Source organism: Parapedomonas caeni (assembly GCF_041060555.1).
In the GTDB taxonomy this organism is placed as follows: Bacteria; Pseudomonadota; Alphaproteobacteria; order Sphingomonadales; family Sphingomonadaceae; genus CAUJIW01.
In genome coordinates, this window is sequence record NZ_JBEUDS010000009.1 from 49059 (window position 1) to 68452 (window position 19394).

Sequence of the window (19394 nt, forward strand, 5' to 3'; positions counted from 1 at the left end):
AACAGGCGATCATGCGCCACGCCGGCGGCGCCGGCGGCGGCTCAGCGATAGGCCGCCACATCGCCATCGTCGGTGATGGCATAGAGCGTGTTGCCGGCAATGATCGGCGGCAGGTAGGTGCCGTCGCCGAGCTTTTCCACCGACAGGATGTCGCCGGTGTAGGGCGACAGGGTGGCGACGTAGCCGTTCGACGAGGTCAGCACCAGACGATCGCCGCCCAGCACCGGCCCGGCCCAGCTGACCAGCCCCTTCTTCTTCTTGACATTCTCATAGCGTTGCAGGCGGGCGATCCAGCGGATGCGGCCGTCGCGGCGGGTGAGACACACCACCTCGCTGTCATTGGTGACGATGTAAAGGAAATCACCGGCCACCCATGGCGCATGGACGCCGCCAAGATTGGCCTCCCACACCCGCTCACCGGTCGCCAGTTCCAGCGCCGCCATGCGGCCACCGTGGCCGATGGCGAACACCCGGCCGCGATCGATCACCGGGGCGCCGTCGATGTCCACCAGCGACGACAGCGCATTCAGCCGGCCGGTACGCGACAGCGAATCCTGCCAGGTGACGCGGCCGTTCTCGACCCGCAGGGCGTTGAGCTCACCGGAGGAATAGCCGACCACCAGCGTATCGGCCGACACCGCCGGCGGTGCCGCGCCCAGCAGGCCGGCATTCTCGGCGATACCGGCGGCGTCCCACAGCTCCTTGCCGTCGTCCAGCGACAGCGCGTAAAGCTCGTTGTCCTGGGTCAGCACGAACACCCGGCCCTGGGCGACGGTGGCGCCGCCCCGCAGCGGCAGGGTCTTGTCCACCGACCACAGCACCGCGCCGGTATCGGGATCGAGCGCGGCGACGATACCGTAGCCGGTGGTGGCCACCAGCTTGCCGTCGCCGTAGGACACGCCGCCGCCGAACGCCAGCGACTTGCCCTCCTTCTTCTTGCTGAACTGGCGGGTCCAGAGCTTCTGGCCGGTGCGCGCATCCAGCGCCACCACCCGCGCCTGGGTGTCGATGGCGAACAGCTTGCCGTCGGCAACGACCGGGGTCGCCACCAGCTGGGCGGTCTTGCTGGAGCCGTCACCGATGGACGCCCGCCAGGCACGTGACAGTCGCGCCGGCAGCGCCAGATGGTGCATCGCCTTGCCCGGCGCGCCGCCGGGCTGGGCCCAGTCAGCATTCTCGTAGGGCGCCGGCAGCGTCACCTTGAGGTCGGCGATCATCGGATCGGGGTCGATCTGCTGCTCGAACGCCAGCACCGGAATGCGCTCGCCACGCACCGGAGTCTTGTCCTGCTTGTTGCCCGAACAGCCCGCCAGCAGCACCAGACCCATGAGGGCGACGATACGAACGCGGGTCATCATTTGGTCTCCGGTTGGGGCGCGGCCGGCGCGGCGGCCGCGTCATCGGACGCGGCGGCGGTGGCGGTGTCGGCCTCCGGCAGCATCGAGGTCATCTGGGCGGCGCGCGCCCGCAGGCTGGGCGCCACGTCCTTGTTGCCGGCGATCGCCTCGAACAGCGGCCGCGCCAGCTCCGGCTGGTTGTTCTTGAGGTAGGTCGCGGCCAGCAGCTCGCCGGCCGGGCCGAACCACGGCGCGCCATCCTGGGCCAGCGGCTTGAGCCTGGCGATCGCCTGCTCGGCGGTCAGCGAATCATAGGTCAGCTGGATGACCCGCAGCGACGCCAGCTGCCGAAACGGCGGCTCGATTCCCTTGTCGTCCGCCAGCGCCTGGAAGGCCTTGGCGGCCTCTTCCCGCTTGCCGACGCCAATCAGCTGCGCCGCCTCGGCGAAGCGGGCCAGTGTCGCCACGCCGTCGGAGCCATCGCTGGCCAGACTGCGCAACTCGGGCAGCGCCTTGTCGGCATCGCCTGCTTCCAGCTGGGCAAGTGCCGCCGCCAGCCGGTCCGACTGCTTGTCATGCTGCTCGGCCCGCCATTCGCGCCAGTACAGGAAACCCGCCAGCGCCACCAGCAGCAGGCCGATGACCACCAGCAGGGACCGGCCGTAGCGGCTCCAGATCGACGCCAGCTGATCGCGGCGCAGTTCCTCGTCGACTTCGCGTAAAAAGGCTTCGCCCTGGTCTTCGGTGGCCACGCTGGTCCCTTCGGGTAGTGGAATTGCCGGCGGAGATTAGCGGCTTGGGCTATCGGCGCAAGCGATTAGGCGGGCAACTGGTACAGGTTGTCGGCTCCGGGGAACGACCGGTCGCGCACCGCGTCGGCATAGGCGCGCGCCGCGGCGTCGAGCTGTTCGGCGAGGTTGTAGAACCGGCGGACAAAGCGCGGCGTGCGGTCGAACAGGCCCAGCATGTCCTCGGTCACCAGCACCTGGCCGTCGCAGGCGGCCGAGGCGCCGATGCCAATGGTGACAGTGGACACGCTGCCGGTGATCTCGATGGCCAGCGGCTCGACCACGCCCTCGACCACCATGGCGAAGGCGCCGGCCGCCGAGATGGCGCGGGCGTCCGCCAGAATCTTCGCCCGCTCCTCCTCCGACTTGCCGCGCGCGCCATAGCCGCCCAGCGCGTTGACCGCCTGCGGGGTGAGCCCGATGTGGCCGACCACCGGGATGCCGCGCTCGACCAGGAAGCGCACGGTGGGCGCCATCGCCTCGCCGCCTTCCATCTTGACGCCGGCGGCGCCGGTTTCCTTCATCACCCGCGCCGCGTTGGCGAACGCGATCTCCGGCCCGGCCTCGTAGCTGCCGAACGGCATGTCGACGATGACCACCGCATGGTAGGAGCCACGCACCACCGCCGCGCCGTGGGCGATCATCATGTCGAGGCTGACCGGCACCGTGCTGTCGAGGCCGTAGATCACCTGGCCGAGGCTGTCGCCCACCAGCAGCATGTCGCAATGCGGGTCGAGCAGCTGGGCGTAGCGGGCGGTGTAGGCGGTGAGCATCACCACCGGTTCGCCACCCTTGCGGCGGGCGATGCCCGGCACGGTGAGCCGGCGCACCGGCGTCGGCGTCGGATGGGCACGGCTGGTGGCGGTATCGAGCGTATAGGTGGTGGACATGGGTCACCCTCCCCGGTTTGGATCGTCCGTGATCTCTCTCGCCTGCTGCGATAGCGAAGAAGCGGCCGCGAGGCCAGCCCCTGGCGATCAGCGCACCGGCTGGGCGAGACTGGCGGTGCGGCTCTGGAACAGCCGCCAGAACAGCGACGACACCAGCCGGAACAGCCAGCCGTTGGGGCTGAGGTCGGCGGCGCGCAGGATCATCCGCACCGCGTTGTCGGTGTGGCGGCGACGGTAGAGCCGCATGGCCCGGCGCTGATACTCGCGGCCATAGTCGACCGCGCGGAAATCCGCCTCCGGCTGCCGTTGCAGCACATTGGCGGCGAAATAGGCATAGCCCAGCTCGTCGTCCTCGGCCTCCTGCACGCGCCCGAGCGCGATCTTCAGCCGCGTCAGCACCGACAGCCGCTGACGCTGCTGGTAGCGGCGGCCATGCCGGGCGAACAGCTGGTAGTGCGCGAACTCATCCGAGGCGATGCGGCCGGCCACCGCCTTGAGCACCGGTTCGTCGGTGGCGTCGCGGATGGCGGAATAGAAGGAGGAGGTGCCGGTCTCGACGATCTGGCGGGCGATCAGTTCGCCGGCCAGCGAGCCGCGCACCGACTGGGTGGTTTGCAGGTCCAGCCGGTAACCGGCGCGGAAATCCGCCAGCGCCCGCGCGAAGGAGAAACCGGGGTCGGCGAGCTCGGCCCAGCGGCCGAGCGCCGCGCCATGCTGCTCTTCCTCGACACCCCACACCTCGGCGGCGGCGACGAACTCGGCGTCGGCGGCGAACACGTTGCGCAGGTAGGTGACGTAGTCGGCGGCATTGGCCTCGACCAGGGCCGCCGTCTTGATCACGGTCAGCAGGTCCGGGTCGACGCGGCTGGCGTCGAAGCACTGCCAGGGTATGTCATCGAGCGTCCACTGGGTCATGGCCGGACCTTATGAACGATGACGCTTTTTTGACAAGGGGTCGCGATGACCGGGGGTCGCGATGACGGGTGCGCCGTCAGGCGCCCCGCCACGCCCGATCAATGGCGGACCGCCCCCAGCTTGGCTTCCAGCAGCGCCGCCGCCTTTTCAGCGTGGTCGCGCTCGGCGGCGTTCTTGGCGAGCTTGATGTCCTCGCGGGCATTGGCCAGTTCCCTGGCCACCGCCTCGGCGTCGATCTCGGCAACCGGAATCGCCTGCTCGGCGAGAATGGTCAGACCCTTGTCGTTGACCTCGGCGAACCCGCCGTTGATGAACACCCGCTGCGGTGCCGCGCCGCCGCCGGCGTGGATGCCGATGACGCCGGCGCGGATGGTCGACATGAACGGCGCGTGGCCGGCGAGCACGCCGAAATCGCCATCCTCGCCCGGCACCACCACCATCTCGACCTCGGCCGAGTTCAGCAGACGCTCGGGCGAAACCAGTTCGAAGTGGAGCTTGTCAGCCATCGCTCTTATCCTGTCTTGCACCGTCGATCAGCGTATCGAACGCTTGGGTTGCCGCGTCGAACTTGTCGCGGCAACCCGGATTGCAAAAGCCCACGACGCGACCCCGGTAGCGCGTCAACGAGTCGGCCTGAACCGGTTTGCCCGACCAGGGGCAGGTCTCGTTGACGCAATCCGCGAGCCGCGGCCCGGTCATTACGCCGCGTCGGCCGCCAGCTTCTGGGCCTTGGCCACCGCTTCCTCGATGTTGCCGACCATGTAGAAGGCGGCTTCCGGCAGATGGTCATATTCGCCGGCGACGATCGCCTTGAAGCCCTTGATCGAGTCCTCAAGGCTGACGAACTTGCCCGGCGAGCCGGTGAACACTTCCGCCACGTGGAACGGCTGGCTGAGGAAGCGCTGGATCTTGCGGGCGCGGGCGACCGTCAGCTTGTCCTCTTCCGACAGTTCGTCCATGCCGAGAATGGCGATGATGTCCTGCAGCGACTTGTACTTCTGCAGCACCGCCTGCACCGAACGGGCGACCTCGTAGTGCTCCTCGCCGACGACGCGCGGATCGAGCACGCGGCTGGTGGAGTCCAGCGGGTCGACCGCCGGGAAGATGCCCAGCTCGGCGATCGAGCGGTTGAGCACGGTGGTGGCGTCCAAGTGGCTGAACGAGGTGGCCGGGGCCGGGTCGGTCAGGTCGTCCGCCGGCACGTAGATCGCCTGCACCGAGGTGATCGAGCCCTTGGTGGTGGAGGTGATGCGCTCCTGCAGGGCGCCCATGTCGGTGGCCAGCGTCGGCTGGTAACCCACCGCCGAGGGGATGCGGCCCAGCAGCGCCGACACTTCCGAACCGGCCTGGGTGAAGCGGAAGATGTTGTCGATGAAGAACAGCACGTCCTGGCCTTCCTGGTCGCGGAAATATTCCGCGACAGTGAGGCCGGTCAGCGCGACGCGGGCGCGGGCGCCCGGCGGCTCGTTCATCTGGCCATAGACCAGCGCCACCTTGGAGCCGTCGCCTTCGAGGTCGATGACCTTCGATTCGATCATTTCGTGATAGAGGTCGTTGCCCTCGCGGGTGCGCTCGCCGACGCCGGCGAACACCGAATAGCCGCCGTGACCCTTGGCGATGTTGTTGATCAGCTCCATGATCGTCACGGTCTTGCCGACGCCGGCGCCGCCGAACAGGCCGATCTTGCCGCCCTTGGCATAGGGCGCCAGCAGGTCGATGACCTTGATGCCGGTGACGAGAATCTGCGCCTCGGTCGACTGGTCGACATAGGCCGGGGCCTCGGCGTGGATCGGCGCGCGACGCTCGGTCGGGATCGGGCCACGCTCGTCGATCGGCTCACCGATGACGTTCATGATGCGGCCCAGCGTCTCCGGGCCGACCGGCACGGCGATCTGGCTGCCGGTGTCGGTGACTTCCTGACCACGCACACAGCCGTCGGTCGAGTCCATGGCGATGGTGCGCACGGTGTTCTCGCCCAGGTGCTGCGCCACTTCGAGCACCAGCCGGCGGCCCTCCACCGAGGTCTCCAGCGCGTTCAGAATCGCCGGCAGGCCGTCGGTGAACTGCACGTCCACGACCGCGCCGATCACCTGCGTGATGCGTCCGATGTTCTTGGTCGCCATGGGTCTATCCTTCCTGGTGCAACCTTCAGAGCGCCTCAGCGCCCGAAATGATTTCAATCAGTTCCTTGGTGATCACGGCCTGGCGCTGGCGGTTGTAGGTCAGCGTCAGCTTGTTGATCATGTCACCGGCATTGCGGGTGGCGTTGTCCATCGCCGTCATCCGCGAGCCCTGTTCGGACGCCGCGTTCTCCAGCAGCGCCCGGAACATCTGCACCGCGATGTTGCGCGGCAGCAGGGTTTCGAGAATGGCGTTCTCGCTCGGCTCGTACTCGACGACGCTGCCGCCGGCACCCGCCGCGTCGGCCTCGGCGAGCGGCGCCGGGATCAGCTGCTGGCCGGTGGTGATCTGCACCAGCGCCGACTGGAACTTGGCGAAGAACAGCCAGGCGACGTCGAATTCGCCGGCATTGAACATGGCGATCACCCGCTCGGCGATCGGCTGTGCGTCGGCGAAGGCGAGGCGTCGCACATGGCTGAGATCGATGGTGTCGATCACGGCGTCGCCATAGAGGCGGCGCAGCACGGCGCGCCCCTTCTTGCCGACGCACAGGATCTTGACCGTCTTGCCCTGACGGATGAGCGAGTCGATCTTGGCGCGGGCGCCGCGCACGATGTTGGTATTGAAGCCACCGCACAGACCGCGCTCGGAGGTGGCGACCACCACCAGATGCACGTCGTCCTTGCCGGTGCCCACCAGCAGCCGCGGCGCCGAGGCGCCCCGGTCGGCCTTGGCGGACAGGCTGGTCAGCACCGACGCCATGCGCTCGGCATAGGGCCGCGCGGCTTCCGCCGCCTCCTGCGCACGACGCAGCTTGGCGGCGGCGACCATCTTCATCGCCTTTGTGATCTTCTGCGTGTTCTTCACGCTTCCGATCCGGGTCTTCAAACTCTTGAGGCTCGGCATCCCGGGCTACTCCGCTCCTGGGCTATCGATGTCAGGCGAACGTCTTGGCGAACGCGCCCAGGATTTCCTTGAGTTTGTCGATGGTGGCCGGCGACAGGTCCTTCTCGGCGCGGATGGTGGCCAGCACGTCGGCGTGCTTGGACTTCATCTCGGCCAGGAACGCCTTTTCGAACCGCACCACGTCCTTGGTGGCGATGCCGTCGAGGAAGCCGTTGACGCCGGCGAAGATCGACACCGTCTGTTCCTCGAAGCCCATCGGCTGATACTGCGCCTGCTTCAGCAGCTCCGTCAGACGGGCACCGCGGTTGAGCAGTTTCTGGGTCGCGGCGTCGAGGTCCGAGCCGAACTGGGCGAAGGCGGCCATTTCGCGGTACTGGGCGAGCTCCAGCTTGATCGAGCCGGCGACCTTCTTCATCGCCTTGGTCTGGGCGGCCGAGCCGACGCGCGACACCGACAGACCGACGTTGATGGCCGGACGGATGCCCTGGTAGAACAGCTCGGTTTCCAGGAAGATCTGGCCGTCGGTGATCGAGATCACGTTGGTCGGAATGTAGGCCGACACGTCACCGGCCTGGGTCTCGATGACCGGCAGCGCGGTCAGCGACCCGGCGCCGTTGGCGTCGTTGAGCTTCGCGGCGCGCTCCAGCAGGCGGCTGTGCAGGTAGAACACGTCGCCCGGATAGGCCTCACGGCCCGGCGGACGGCGCAGCAGCAGCGACATCTGGCGGTAGGCGACGGCCTGCTTGGAGAGATCGTCATAGACGATCACGGCATGCATGGCGTTGTCGCGGAAATACTCGCCCATCGCGGCACCGGTGTAAGGCGCCAGGAACTGCATCGGCGCCGGCTCGGAAGCGGTGGCGGCGACGACGATGGAGTATTCCATCGCGCCCTGCTCTTCCAGCGAGCGGACGATCTGGGCGACGGTCGAGCGCTTCTGGCCGACCGCGACGTAGATGCAGAACAGCTTGTCGTTGTCCGACTTGGCGTTCTTGTTGGTCTCGCGCTGGTTGATGAAGGTGTCGATGGCGACGGCGGTCTTGCCGGTCTGGCGGTCGCCGATGATCAGCTCGCGCTGGCCACGACCCACCGGCACCAGGGCATCAAGCGCCTTCAGGCCGGTCTGCATCGGCTCATGCACCGACTTGCGCGGGATGATGCCCGGCGCCTTGACCTCGACGCGGCGACGCTCGGTCGCCTCGATCGGGCCCTTGCCGTCGATCGGGTTGCCCAGACCGTCGACCACGCGACCCAGCAGGCCCTTGCCCACCGGCACGTCGACGATGGTGCCGGTCCGCTTGACGACGTCACCTTCCTTGATCGACTTGTCCTCGCCGAAGATCACGATACCGACGTTGTCGGTTTCGAGGTTCAGCGCCATGCCCTGGATGCCGCCGGGGAACTCGACCATTTCGCCCGCCTGGACGTTGTCGAGACCGTAGACGCGGGCGATACCGTCGCCCACCGACAGCACCTGGCCGACTTCCGAGACCTGGGCCTCGGCGCCGAAGTTGGCGATCTGGTCCTTGATGACCTTCGAGATTTCCGCTGCACGGATCTCCATGACTTACCCTTTCATGGCGAGGGAGAGAGTGTCGAGTTTGGTCTTGAGCGAGCTGTCGATCATCTTCGAGCCCATCTTGACGATGAGGCCGCCGAGGATCGACGGATCGACCTTGAGGTTGACCGCGACATCGCGGCCAAGACCGGCTTTCAGTTTCGCCTTCAGCGCTTCGAGCTGATCGGCGGAAAGAGCGTGCGCCGCCACCACGTCGGCCGTCGATTCGCCCTTGTGGGCGGCGACCAGACGGTTGAAGGCGGCAATGATGTCACCCAGCGCGGCCAGGCGGCGATTCGCCGCCAGCACGCCGAGGAAATTGGTGGTGGTGGCATCCAGGCCCAGCGCGCCGGCAACGGCGGCCACGGCCTTGGCGGCAGCGGCCCGGCCGACCAGCGGATTGGTGGTGAGATTGGCGAAATCACCGCCCTGGGCCAGCGCGTCGGCAACCGTCTTCAGGCTGGCCGCCACCGCGTCGAGGGCTTTGGACTCCTGTGCCAGGTCGAACAGCGCGGTGGCATAGCGACCAGCCAGTCCGGGAACGTTCATCTGAGCGTCGGCCACGAGGTGCCCCTTGCAAAGAACATGACATCAGCGATCGCGCAGGCCGGGGGTCGGCGCGAGCGGGTGCCTGCTAGCACGCGGGGTGGGGTGTGGCAAGGCGGCAAAGGGGATCAAATGCAGGTGCGGCGTTTGATGCCAATCACATGAAACTGTAGGGGTCGACATCAACGCCCAGACGAACGCTCGCGGGCCGCGCCACCGCCGCCAGCCAGCGCCGCAGCAGCGGCTGCACGGCGACGCCGCGCGGCGCCCGCAGCAGCAGCCGCATGCGGTGACGGCCGCGCAGCAGCGCCATCGGCGCCGGCACCGGCCCCAGCACCGAGACGCCCTCGGCACGCGGCGCCGACCGCGCCAGCGATTCGGCCACCGCCCGCACCGCCGGCTGGTCGGTGCCCGAGACAATCAACGCCGCCAGCCGGCCGAACGGCGGCATGTGATGGCGTTCGCGCGCCTCGGCTTCCGCCCGGTAGAAGCCCTCGATGTCGTGGCGCACCAGTGCCCGCAGCACCGGCGCGTCGGGCTGGTAGGTCTGCAGCAGCACCCGGCCCGGCTTGTCGGCCCGGCCGGCCCGCCCGGCGACCTGGGTGATCTGCTGGAAGGTCCGCTCCGCCGCCCGCAGGTCACCGCCGGCCAGTCCGAGGTCGGCGTCGACCACGCCGACCAGCGTCAGGTTGGGGAAGTGGTAGCCCTTGGCGATGATCTGGGTGCCCACCAGCACGTCGACCAGCCCGGCCTCGACGTCTGCCACCAGTGCGGCCACCCGCGCCGGCGTCGACAGCGTGTCGGAGGTCACCACCGCCACCCGCGCTTCGGGCAGCAGGCGAACCACTTCCTCAGCCACCCGCTCGACGCCGGGGCCGCAGGCCACCAGCGAATCCTCGCTGCCGCAGGCCGGGCAGGCGGTGGGCAGCGGCGTGCTGAAGCCGCAGTGGTGGCAATGCAGCCTGCCGGTCAGCCGGTGCTCCACCAGCCAGGCCGAACAGGTGGGGCAGGTGATGCGCTCGCCGCAGGTGCGGCACAGCGTCAGCGGCGCATAGCCACGCCGGTTGAGGAACATCAGCGCCTGCTCGCCGCGCGCCACCGTGGTCGCCACCGCCCCCGCCAGCGGCTCGGCGAGCCAGCGGCCGCGTGGCGGCGGGCTGGTCCGCATGTCGATGGCGGCGATGACCGGCAGGCTGGCGCCACCGAAGCGGGCCGGCAGCCGCAGATGGCGGTACTTGCCCGATTCGGCGTTGAGCCGGGTCTCCAGACTCGGGGTCGCCGAGGCCAGCACCACCGGGCAGTCCCGATAGCGGGCACGCACCACCGCGACGTCGCGCGCCTGGTAGAGCACGCCATCCTCCTGCTTGAAGCTGGTCTCGTGCTCCTCGTCGACGATGATGACGCGCAGGCCCGGCAGCGGCAGGAACAGCGCCGAACGCGCGCCCACCACCACCCGCGCCTGGCCACTGGCCAGCGCCCGCCACGCACGCCGCCGCTCGGCCTGCGACAGTTCGGAATGCCAGACCACCGGCGCGCAGCCGAAGCGGGCGGCGAAGCGGGTCAGCCACGGCGCGGTGAGCGCGATCTCCGGCACCAGCACCAGCGCCTGGCCACCGTCGCGCAGGGCCTCGGCGATCGCCTCGAAATAGACCTCGGTCTTGCCCGAGCCGGTGACGCCTTCCAGCAGCAGCGGCTGGAACCGCGCCTCCGCGACCGCCGCGCGCAGCACCGCCGCCACCTCGGCCTGGCCGTCGCTGAGATGGGGCGGGGCGTGATCGGGCGCCGGCAGCGGCAGCGGCGGCAGCACCACCTCGACCGCCACCAGCGCGCCGCAGCCAATCAGGGTGCGCAGCATCGAGTCGCCGACGCCGCTGGCCGCCGCGAGTTCGCGGACACTGCCCTGGTGACCGGCCAGCCGGTCGAGCGCCTGGCGGCGTTTGGGCGTCAGCCCGTCCGGCGGCACCGGTGCTGGACGATAGACCCTGAGCGTCTTCTCGTCCTCCAGCGCTTCCGGCACGCTGAGGCTCATGCGCAGCACGGCGCCGGTGGCGGCAAGATAATAGCGCGCCGTCCAGTCGATCAGCTGGCGCAGCGGCGGGTCGAGCGGCGGACTGGCGAGCTTCCCGGCGACCGGCCGCAGCCGGGCATCGGCCACCCGGGCGGCGTCCCCCGCGTCATCCCACACCACGCCGGTGACCCGGCGCGGCCCCAATGGCACCCGCACCACATCGCCGGCGGCCAGCGTCAGGCCCTCCGGCACGGCGTAATCATAAGGCCCGTGCGGAGCGCTGGTGAGCAGGACGGAGACCCGGGCGCGCGACATGGCCCCGTGTCTATCGCGCGGACAGCAAAAGCAACAGAGGCCGATTGGCCCGCCCGTGCCCTCAGGGCACGGTCTGAAGCGGCAGGGGCCATTTGGCCGCCCGTGCCCTCGGGGCACGGTCTAAAAAAGAAACAGGGGCCATTTGGCCGCCCGTGCCCCCGGGGCACGGTCTGAAGCGGCAGGGGCCATTTGGCCGCCCGTGCCCTCGGGGCACGGTCTAAAAAGAAACAGGGGCCATTTGGCCCCTGTCTCCACACCCTCGGGAAAAGGCGTGTCCAGTTCCGGCGACGAGCGCCGGAGCGTGCTTACTTGCGACGGCGACGGGCCGCCAGGCCGAGACCGGCCAGACCGGCGCCCAGCAGGCCCAGCGACGCCGGCTCCGGCACCGTGGTGTTGCCCTCACGCACCGAGACTTCCAGCGTGTAGCTGAAGAAGGTCAGCGCGTCGGCACCAACGGTGTCGGCGACGTACAGCGACCAGGTGCCCAGGGCGTTCTCGCCACCGAAGGCCGACAGGCTGCCGGCCGGCTGATAGTCGCCCGACATCGGCAGGCTGCCCAGCAGGTTGGCGGCCTGGTCGTCGAAGGTGATGGTGAACACGTCGCCGGTGGAGCCCGTCTGGAACAGATCGGCGGTGATGAGGTTGACGGTGGTACCGTCCGGCGAGGTCAGCGAGAACACGATCTCGTTGAAGTACGGCGTGCCGCCGGCGCTGCATCCTTGCTGGGTCGCCGCGCCACCATCGCACTTGGCGAAGTTGATGGTGATGTTGACGTCCTGGATCGTGCCCGCACCCAGCGTCACCTCGCGGGTGCCGGACGAGGCGTCGAACACGCCATAGTCCGAGTTGGTGGCAGTGAGAACAGCGGCACCGGCGGTGGTGGCGAACGGCACCAGGCTGAGCAGGGACGCGGCAAGCAACTTCTTCATGATCGTCTCCGGGATATTGCAGGGGCAAAGATTGACCCTTGCAACGCAATCGACGTGCCAACTCACTGCAATCAGCAAATGACTTGGCGTTCGTCACGTTCCCGCAACATATCCAACTGGATAAATGTAAAGAATCCCGACTCCATCGTCAGACTCCCGGGCACACCCGCACTGGCGGATTTCCCGCCGCGCGAGGCCGGACGATCCATGCTATTGGTGGAAGCCGCCGGGCTTGCTATGGACGCGGCCTGCAACGCATTCGAGGATTCCACCGCATGAAGTTTTTTGTCGATACCGCCGACGTCGGCCAGATCCGCGAACTGGCGGCCACCGGCCTGCTGGACGGCGTGACCACCAACCCGACGCTGATCGCCAGGTCGGGCCGCAACTTTCTCGACGTCATCGCCGAGATCTGCGCCATCGTCCCCGGCCCGGTGTCGGCCGAGGTGGTCGCCACCGAGCATGAGGCGATGGTGGCGGAGGCGGAAAAGCTGACGCCGATCGCGCCCAACATCACCATCAAGGTGCCGCTGACGCTCGACGGCCTGAAGACCTGCAAGGTGCTGACGGACCGGGGCATCATGGTCAACGTCACGCTGTGCTTCACGGCCAACCAGGCGCTGCTCGCCGCCAAGGCCGGCGCCACCTTCATCTCGCCGTTCGTCGGCCGGCACGACGACGTGTCGTGGGACGGCATGGACCTGATCGAGGACATCAAGACCATCTACGACAACTACAACTTCGAGACCGAGATTCTGGTGGCCAGCGTCCGCCACCCGATCCATGTGCTGCAGGCGGCCAAGATCGGCGCCGATGTGGTCACCGTACCGCCCGACGTCATCAAGAAACTGTTCAACCACCCGCTGACCGACAAGGGCCTGGAGTCCTTCCTCGCCGACTGGGCGAAAACCGGTCAGAGTATCGTCTGAGCCCCGACGGCCTGCCGATGAGCGCGTCCGATCCTTCCAAGGTGGTCGATTTCCAGACCGAGGCCATCGGCCGGCTGCGGGCCCGGGTCGACGCGCTGGGCGAGGCCAACGCGGTGCTGCTGGCCTATGCCCGCGGCCACGCCGGCGCCGCGGCGCAGATCCACGCCGCCTGCCTGGCGGCGATGGACGCCCAGAGCCTGGAGCATCTGGTGCATGTCGTCACCCAGGACTGGGTCGACATTCTGGGCCTCGACGCGGTGGCGGTGGCACTGGAAACCAGCGCGCAAGCGGTGCGGATGGGACCGACGGGCCTGCAGTTCCTGGCGCCCGGCGCGCTGGCGACCTGGCTGGACGGCGTGAAGGACGTGCGCCTGGAGGCCACGCCGGAACACACCGGCCGCGAAGGCACCAGCATGTTCGGGCCGGCGGCGACGCTGATCCGTTCCCAGGCGCTGATCCGGCTGCCGCTGACCCCCCCCCTGCCGCGCGGCGTGCTGGCACTGGGCTCGCGCATCGAACACAGCTTCGAGGGCGTGCACGGCACCGAACTGCTGACCTTTCTCGGCGCCGTCACCGCCCGCTGCATCAGCCGATGGCTGACCACCCAGCCCTGACCGGCCTGGCCGCGTGCCATCCGGCGGACGCCCTGGTCCAGCGCTGGCTGGCGGCGCTTGCCCACGAGCGCCGCGCCTCCGTGCACACCGTGGACGCCTATGGCCGGGTGACACGCCAGTTCCTCACCTTCCTCGGCCAGCACTGGGGACGTCCGGTCGGGCCCGATGATCTGGCCACCGTATCGCTGACCGACCTGCGCGCCTTTCTCGCCGCCCGGCGCGGCGACGGTGCGGCGACGGCCTCGATCGCCCAGGCCGGCTCGGCCCTGAAATCATGGTATCGCTGGCTGGCCCGCGCCGCCGGCATCCGCAACCCCGCCGTGGCGGCGCTGCGCCCGCCGCGCACCCCCAGACGCCTGCCCCGGCCGCTGGCGCCCGCCGACGCCGAGGCGGTCGCCGCCGCCGCCGACCAGCCGGAGGCCGAACCCTGGGTCGGCGCCCGGGATACCGCCGTGCTGCTGCTGCTTTACGGCTGTGGCCTGCGCATCAGCGAGGCGCTGGGCCTGACACGATCGCAGGCGCCACTGCCGGCGATGGTGACGGTGCTCGGCAAACGCCGCAAGGAACGCCGGGTGCCGGTGCTGCCCGTCGTCGCCGCCGCCGTCGACGCCTATCTCGCGCTGTGCCCCTACCCGCTGGCTGCCGACGGCCCGCTGTTCATCGGCGTGCGCGGCAAACCGCTGGGGCCGCGCGCCGTGCAGGCGGCGATGCAGCGCGCGCGGATCGCGCTCGCTCTGCCGGACAGCGCGACGCCGCACGCCCTGCGCCACAGCTTCGCCACCCACCTGCTGGCGCGCGGCGCCGACCTGCGGGCGATCCAGGAACTGCTCGGGCACGCCAGCCTGTCCTCGACGCAGATCTACACCGATGTCGATGCCGCCCGGCTGCTCGATGTCTACCGTCACGCCCACCCGCGCGCGTGAAGCGCCCCCGGGGCATCGGACGCCGGTAACGGACCGTCAGGCGCTTGCCGGACCGGCCAGCGTCTCGCGAATCCTCGCCGCGAGGTCGCGTTTGCGAAACGGCTTCTGCAACAGATGCACGCCATCGGCGATGCGGCCGTTCTCGATGATGGCGTTCTCGGTATAACCAGACATGTAGAGCACCTTGAGGCCGGGGTGCGACGCCTGGGCCTCCTCGGCGAGCTGACGGCCGTTCTTGCCCCCCTTGAGCACCACGTCGGTGAGCAGCAGGTCGACATCCAGCCCGCCGTCGAGCACCGCCAGCGCCTGGGCGGCGTCGGTCGCCTCGGTCACCGCATAGCCCAGGGCGCGCGCCATGGTGGAGACCAGCAGCAGCACGTCGGGGTCATCCTCCACCACCAGCAGGGACTCGCCGGCCGCCGCAGGCGCCTCCTCCGGCATCGTCACCTCCGGCGCATCCCCGTCACGGTTGCCACGGGGCAGGTACAGCCGGACGGTCGTGCCCTCGCCCGGCGCGCTGTCGATTTCCGCCAGACCGCCGGACTGGCTGGCAAAGCCGTAGACCATGCTGAGACCAAGCCCCGAGCCCAGCCCGCCGCTCTTGGTGGTGAAGAACGGCTCGAACGCCCGTGCCGCGACGTCCGCCGTCATGCCGGCGCCGGTGTCGGACACCGACAGCACGACAAACGGCCGCGCCGCGCCACCGCCCTCGCCCGGCCGTTCGGCATGAGCGGTCCGGATGGTGATCGCGCCACCCGACGGCATGGCATCGCGGGCGTTGACCACAAGATTGAGCAGCGCGTTCTGCAGCTGCCCGGAATCGACATGGCAGGGCCATAGCGGGTCCGCGAGATCGAGGTCGAGGCTGACGTTCTCGGGCAGCACACCCTGCACCAGCACCGCCATGTCGCGGATCAGGTGGTTGAGGTCGAGCTGGCTGGGCGCCAGCGGCTGCTGACGGGCGAAGGCCAGCAGACTGCGGGTCAGCGTCGCACCGCGCTCGGTGGCATTGATCGCCCGGTGCAGCAGGCCGCGCAGATCGGGGCGATCGCCAAGCTTGGTCTCGATCAGTTCCAGACTGCCGGTCATCACCGCCAGCAGGTTGTTGAAATCGTGCGCCACGCCGCCGGTCAGCTTGCCGAGCGCGTCGAGCCGCTGGGCATGGCGCAGCTGTTCCTCGGTGGCGCGGCGCTCGGTGATGTCGGTCAGCAGCGAATAGACTCCCCGAACCCGGCCCTCATCATCCCGGTCGACGATGCGATGGAGATCGCAGGTCCGGGTGACGCCATCGGGGAAACACTTGGTCCATTCGCCGCGCGAGTTGGCGCCGCCGCTGAGCGTCGCCGACAGATCACGGATCACGTCGGCGAAGGTATCGTCCAGCAGGGCGTCGATCTGCTCGCCGACGATCGCCACCGGCGGGCGGGCCAGCCACGTGGCCCCGGTCTTGTTGACGAAGCGGATGCGCCGGTCGGTGTCGACGTAGGAGATCATCACCGGCAGGTTGTCGGTGATCGCCTGCAGCTGCCGCACACTGGCATCAAGCGAGCGGTTGAGCGCGTGAATCTCGCGCTCCGCCGCCCGCGCGGCGGTGACATCGCGGATGATGAGGGTGAGATAGCGTCGGCCGCCGTCGGTGAACCGGCTGACCGTCGCCAGGCAATCACGGGTGGTGCCGTCCTTGCGATGCAGCACCATCGCGATGTCCTTGATCGGCCGCCGGGCCCTGAGCGCCGCCTCGATCTCGCCGCGGACGACCGGATCGCGCTGAAAGTTGAACGACAGGTAGCGGCCGCCCATCAGCGCGTCGAGCGACCAGCCGGTCAGACAGGCCGCCGCTTCGTTGACCTCGACGATCACCATGTCGCGCTGCCGCAGGATCATCATGAAATCGGCGCTGGACTGGAAGGCGCTGGCGAACTTCTCCCGCACCTGGCGCTCGCGCAGATGCGCCTCGTGCTGTGCCTCCAGCAGCAGATGATGCTCGTGCAGCAACAGGCTCTGGCGCAACAGCGCCAGCGTGAACACCGCCGCCGCGCAGACGTTGACGATCAGGCGCACCGACGGCAGCACACCGGGTGCGACATTGATGACGATGACGGCGATCGACACCCCCAGCACCACCAGCATCGGCAGCAGGCGCACCATCAGGTCGATGCGGTCCTTTTGCGGCGGTCCGCCCGCCGGAGCGAGATGCCAGCGCCACGCCGCCCACCCCAGCGCCAGACTGAGCACGGAATAGGACGCGTTGTACCAGACCCCGAACTCGTGATCGGTCTCCAGCGCCGACAGGTTCCACAGCAGCCACAGCAGGCCGGTCATCAGCAGCGACGCGATCATCGCCAGCCAGCTGTCGTGCAGGCGCGGCCGCACCGCCTGCACCGTGAGCAGGCACATCCAGCCCGCCGTCAGGTAGGCGATCGGGTAGGCGGCGATGACGGCCAGGCCGAACAGGTTGGTGTTGGACTTGAGCGGCAGATACAGCGCCAGGGACACCGCCAGCGCGGTGATCGCCAGCCCGGCGGCGTCGAGCACGATGGAACGGCGCACGGCGCGGCTCACCGACGGCGGCATCGTCTTGACGACGCCAATGGCGACACAAGGCGCCAGCACGAGGAAAAAGGCATCGGTGATGTTGGGGTAGTTGCTCAGCCCGGCGAACTCCAGCGCCACCCAGAGCAGCTGACCGATCTCGTAAAGCACAAGACCGATGAAGAACCACAGGTGCGCCGGGCGCATGCCGGGCGGGGCATCGCGATAGCCAAGCCAGGCCAGCCACGCCGCCACCAGGCTGGCGACATTCCAGTGCAGCGCGTCCAGCACGAACGCCGGGCCATGCACCTCGGCGTTCTGCGGCACCATCAGTTGCAGCACCAGACACACCACCAGGGTGGTGATGCCGATGCCCATCAGTAAAAGGCCCCCGCGCGTCAAAGTCGGTCGCGGCGCGTCCTCAGGTTCCGCCATGCCTGCCTTCCCGTTCCACCCGTCCGACTGTAACAGGTTCACAGCCCAAGGACAGGGGCAAGCCCGCACCCTGCGGCAAGCCATATAAAGACATCTTTATACTTGAATATGTCGCGCAAGCCTGCCATGATCGGGCTTTGCCGTCACGCGGTCGACCGCCGCTTCATGCCCAACAGGGAGTTCCCCCGTGAGCTTCACCGATTACATCGTCAAGGACATCAGCCTCGCCGACTGGGGCCGCAAGGAAATCGCCATCGCCGAGACCGAGATGCCCGGCCTGATGGCGCTGCGGGCCGAATATGGCGCCGCCCAGCCGCTCAGGGGCGCCCGCATCGCCGGCAGCCTGCACATGACCATCCAGACCGCGGTGCTGATCGAGACGCTGAAGGCACTGGGTGCCGACATCCGCTGGGCCTCGTGCAACATCTTCTCGACCCAGGACCAGGCCGCCGCCGCCATCGCCGCCGCCGGCATCCCGGTGTTCGCCTACAAGGGCGAGACGCTGGTGGAATACTGGGACTATGCGCTGAAGATCCTCGAATGGGGTGACGGCGGCACGCCCAACATGATCCTCGACGACGGCGGCGACGCCACCCTGCTGGTGCTGCTCGGCGCGGAAGCCGAGAAAGACCCCGCCAAGATCGCCAGCCCGACGTGCGAGGAAGAGGAAGTGCTCTACGCGCTGATCAAGCGCGTCAACGCCGAGAAGCCGGGCTTCTTCGCCCAGTGCCGGGACAATATCCGCGGCGTCTCGGAGGAGACCACCACCGGCGTGCACCGGCTCTACCAGATGGCCAAGGACGGCCGCCTGCCATTCCCGGCCATCAACGTCAATGACAGCGTCACCAAGTCGAAGTTCGACAATCTCTATGGCTGCCGCGAAAGCCTGGTCGACGGCATCCGCCGCGCCACCGACGTGATGCTGGCCGGCAAGATCGCGCTGGTCGCCGGCTACGGCGACGTCGGCAAGGGCTCGGCCTTCTCGCTGCGCAACGGCGGCGCCCGCGTGCTGGTCACCGAGGTCGACCCCATCTGCGCCCTGCAGGCGGCGATGGAGGGCTTCGAGGTCGTCACCATGGAAGACGCCGCGCCGCGCGCCGACATTTTCGTCACCGCGACGGGTAACGTCGACGTCATCACCGTCGAGCACATGCGAGCGATGAAGGACCGGGCGATCGTCTGCAACATCGGCCACTTCGACAGCGAAATCCAGATCGCCGGCCTGAAGAACCTGAAGTGGCACAACGTCAAGCCGCAGGTCGACGAGGTCGAGTTCCCCGACGGCAAGCGCATCATCGTGCTGGCCGAGGGCCGGCTGGTGAACCTCGGCTGCGCCACCGGCCACCCGAGCTTCGTGATGTCGGCGAGCTTCACCAACCAGACGCTGGCCCAGATCGAGCTGTGGACCAACGCCGGCGCCTACCGGAACAGCGTCTACACCCTGCCCAAGCATCTCGACGAGAAGGTGGCGGCGCTGCATCTGGCCAAGCTGGGCGTCAAGCTGACGACGCTCACCGACAAGCAGTCGGCCTATCTCGGCGTATCGCCCCGGGGTCCGTTCAAGCCCGAGCATTACCGCTACTAGGGCGGATGGCGCGCGCGGCGGCGGTGCGCGGGCGGCCCCGCCCGCGCGCTTCCATCTCCGGCG

At 68.7% G+C, this 19394-nt stretch carries 17 protein-coding genes; 4 read left to right on the top strand and 13 right to left on the bottom strand.

Annotation, left to right across the window (positions count from 1 at the left end; genetic code table 11):
* Nucleotides 1-41: 41 nt before the first annotated feature.
* The 12 genes from ABU113_RS08180 to ABU113_RS08235 all read right to left on the bottom strand — a co-directional run bounded on the left by ABU113_RS08180 (nucleotide 42) and on the right by ABU113_RS08235 (nucleotide 12313).
* Nucleotides 42-1355, bottom strand: coding sequence for an outer membrane protein assembly factor BamB family protein (locus tag ABU113_RS08180; protein ID WP_454559015.1), 1314 nt, complete (start codon nucleotides 1353-1355; stop codon nucleotides 42-44).
* Nucleotides 1355-2089 (bottom strand): tetratricopeptide repeat protein, encoded by a 735-nt coding sequence (locus ABU113_RS08185; RefSeq protein WP_454559016.1) that lies wholly within the window; start codon nucleotides 2087-2089, stop codon nucleotides 1355-1357. Before ABU113_RS08185 ends, ABU113_RS08180 begins: the two co-directional genes overlap by 1 nt.
* 65 nt (nucleotides 2090-2154) lie before the next feature.
* Complete coding sequence (gene panB, locus ABU113_RS08190; protein WP_454559017.1) at nucleotides 2155-3015, bottom strand: 3-methyl-2-oxobutanoate hydroxymethyltransferase; 861 nt, start codon at nucleotides 3013-3015, stop codon at nucleotides 2155-2157.
* Between the two features lie 87 nt (nucleotides 3016-3102).
* Nucleotides 3103-3930 carry a hypothetical protein gene (locus ABU113_RS08195; RefSeq protein ID WP_454559018.1) on the bottom strand — a complete coding sequence of 276 codons (828 nt, stop codon included), beginning with the start codon at nucleotides 3928-3930 and terminating at the stop codon, nucleotides 3103-3105.
* 98 nt (nucleotides 3931-4028) lie between these two features.
* Nucleotides 4029-4436 carry a F0F1 ATP synthase subunit epsilon gene (locus ABU113_RS08200; RefSeq protein WP_454559019.1) on the bottom strand — a complete coding sequence of 136 codons (408 nt, stop codon included), beginning with the start codon at nucleotides 4434-4436 and terminating at the stop codon, nucleotides 4029-4031.
* Nucleotides 4429-4629, bottom strand: coding sequence for a glutathione S-transferase (locus tag ABU113_RS08205; protein ID WP_454559020.1), 201 nt, complete (start codon nucleotides 4627-4629; stop codon nucleotides 4429-4431). Before ABU113_RS08205 ends, ABU113_RS08200 begins: the two co-directional genes overlap by 8 nt.
* Entirely contained in the window at nucleotides 4629-6053 is a 1425-nt protein-coding gene (atpD, locus tag ABU113_RS08210) for a F0F1 ATP synthase subunit beta (RefSeq protein WP_454559021.1), read from the bottom strand. The genes ABU113_RS08205 and atpD overlap by 1 nt, the downstream gene beginning before the upstream one ends.
* 25 nt (nucleotides 6054-6078) lie before the next feature.
* Nucleotides 6079-6957: a F0F1 ATP synthase subunit gamma gene (locus ABU113_RS08215; protein WP_454559022.1), complete on the bottom strand. Its 879-nt coding sequence runs from the start codon at nucleotides 6955-6957 to the stop codon at nucleotides 6079-6081.
* A 31-nt stretch (nucleotides 6958-6988) separates the two neighbouring features.
* Nucleotides 6989-8521 (bottom strand): F0F1 ATP synthase subunit alpha, encoded by a 1533-nt coding sequence (atpA, locus tag ABU113_RS08220; protein WP_454559023.1) that lies wholly within the window; start codon nucleotides 8519-8521, stop codon nucleotides 6989-6991.
* A gap of 3 nt (nucleotides 8522-8524) precedes the next feature.
* Entirely contained in the window at nucleotides 8525-9064 is a 540-nt protein-coding gene (locus ABU113_RS08225; RefSeq protein ID WP_454559024.1) for a F0F1 ATP synthase subunit delta, read from the bottom strand.
* Between the two features lie 154 nt (nucleotides 9065-9218).
* Entirely contained in the window at nucleotides 9219-11384 is a 2166-nt protein-coding gene (locus ABU113_RS08230) for a primosomal protein N' (protein ID WP_454559025.1), read from the bottom strand.
* 305 nt (nucleotides 11385-11689) lie between these two features.
* Nucleotides 11690-12313, bottom strand: coding sequence for a PEP-CTERM sorting domain-containing protein (locus ABU113_RS08235; protein ID WP_454559026.1), 624 nt, complete (start codon nucleotides 12311-12313; stop codon nucleotides 11690-11692).
* 275 nt (nucleotides 12314-12588) lie between these two features.
* Between ABU113_RS08235 and fsa the strand changes: the two genes are divergently transcribed.
* Genes fsa through ABU113_RS08250 form a run of 3 tightly spaced genes read left to right on the top strand, consistent with a single transcriptional unit; the run spans nucleotide 12589 to nucleotide 14779 of the window.
* Complete coding sequence (gene fsa / locus ABU113_RS08240; RefSeq protein ID WP_454559027.1) at nucleotides 12589-13242, top strand: fructose-6-phosphate aldolase; 654 nt, start codon at nucleotides 12589-12591, stop codon at nucleotides 13240-13242.
* 17 nt (nucleotides 13243-13259) lie between these two features.
* Nucleotides 13260-13856, top strand: coding sequence for a DUF484 family protein (locus ABU113_RS08245; RefSeq protein WP_454559028.1), 597 nt, complete (start codon nucleotides 13260-13262; stop codon nucleotides 13854-13856).
* Nucleotides 13835-14779 (top strand): tyrosine recombinase XerC, encoded by a 945-nt coding sequence (locus ABU113_RS08250; RefSeq protein WP_454559029.1) that lies wholly within the window; start codon nucleotides 13835-13837, stop codon nucleotides 14777-14779. The genes ABU113_RS08245 and ABU113_RS08250 overlap by 22 nt, the downstream gene beginning before the upstream one ends.
* Nucleotides 14780-14815: 36 nt before the next feature.
* Here the strand turns inward: ABU113_RS08250 and ABU113_RS08255 are convergent, their stop codons facing one another.
* Nucleotides 14816-17689, bottom strand: coding sequence for a PAS domain S-box protein (locus tag ABU113_RS08255; protein ID WP_454559030.1), 2874 nt, complete (start codon nucleotides 17687-17689; stop codon nucleotides 14816-14818).
* A gap of 244 nt (nucleotides 17690-17933) precedes the next feature.
* Between ABU113_RS08255 and ahcY the strand changes: the two genes are divergently transcribed.
* Nucleotides 17934-19331 (top strand): adenosylhomocysteinase, encoded by a 1398-nt coding sequence (ahcY, locus tag ABU113_RS08260; RefSeq protein ID WP_454559031.1) that lies wholly within the window; start codon nucleotides 17934-17936, stop codon nucleotides 19329-19331.
* Nucleotides 19332-19394: the final 63 nt, after the last annotated feature.

Excerpts from the sequence above, each read along its gene's own strand:
- ABU113_RS08180 (WP_454559015.1), bottom strand. The coding sequence starts at position 1,355 with ATGACCCGCGTTCGTATCGTCGCCCTCATGGGTCTGGTGCTGCTGGCG.
- panB (WP_454559017.1), bottom strand. The coding sequence starts at position 3,015 with ATGTCCACCACCTATACGCTCGATACCGCCACCAGCCGTGCCCATCCG.
- ABU113_RS08195 (WP_454559018.1), bottom strand. The coding sequence starts at position 3,930 with ATGACCCAGTGGACGCTCGATGACATACCCTGGCAGTGCTTCGACGCC.
- ABU113_RS08200 (WP_454559019.1), bottom strand. The coding sequence starts at position 4,436 with ATGGCTGACAAGCTCCACTTCGAACTGGTTTCGCCCGAGCGTCTGCTG.
- ABU113_RS08205 (WP_454559020.1), bottom strand. The coding sequence starts at position 4,629 with ATGACCGGGCCGCGGCTCGCGGATTGCGTCAACGAGACCTGCCCCTGG.
- atpD (WP_454559021.1), bottom strand. The coding sequence starts at position 6,053 with ATGGCGACCAAGAACATCGGACGCATCACGCAGGTGATCGGCGCGGTC.
- ABU113_RS08215 (WP_454559022.1), bottom strand. The coding sequence starts at position 6,957 with ATGCCGAGCCTCAAGAGTTTGAAGACCCGGATCGGAAGCGTGAAGAAC.
- atpA (WP_454559023.1), bottom strand. The coding sequence starts at position 8,521 with ATGGAGATCCGTGCAGCGGAAATCTCGAAGGTCATCAAGGACCAGATC.
- ABU113_RS08225 (WP_454559024.1), bottom strand. The coding sequence starts at position 9,064 with ATGAACGTTCCCGGACTGGCTGGTCGCTATGCCACCGCGCTGTTCGAC.
- ABU113_RS08230 (WP_454559025.1), bottom strand. The coding sequence starts at position 11,384 with ATGTCGCGCGCCCGGGTCTCCGTCCTGCTCACCAGCGCTCCGCACGGG.
- ABU113_RS08235 (WP_454559026.1), bottom strand. The coding sequence starts at position 12,313 with ATGAAGAAGTTGCTTGCCGCGTCCCTGCTCAGCCTGGTGCCGTTCGCC.
- fsa (WP_454559027.1), top strand. The coding sequence starts at position 12,589 with ATGAAGTTTTTTGTCGATACCGCCGACGTCGGCCAGATCCGCGAACTG.
- ABU113_RS08245 (WP_454559028.1), top strand. The coding sequence starts at position 13,260 with ATGAGCGCGTCCGATCCTTCCAAGGTGGTCGATTTCCAGACCGAGGCC.
- ABU113_RS08250 (WP_454559029.1), top strand. The coding sequence starts at position 13,835 with ATGGCTGACCACCCAGCCCTGACCGGCCTGGCCGCGTGCCATCCGGCG.
- ABU113_RS08255 (WP_454559030.1), bottom strand. The coding sequence starts at position 17,689 with ATGGGCATCGGCATCACCACCCTGGTGGTGTGTCTGGTGCTGCAACTG.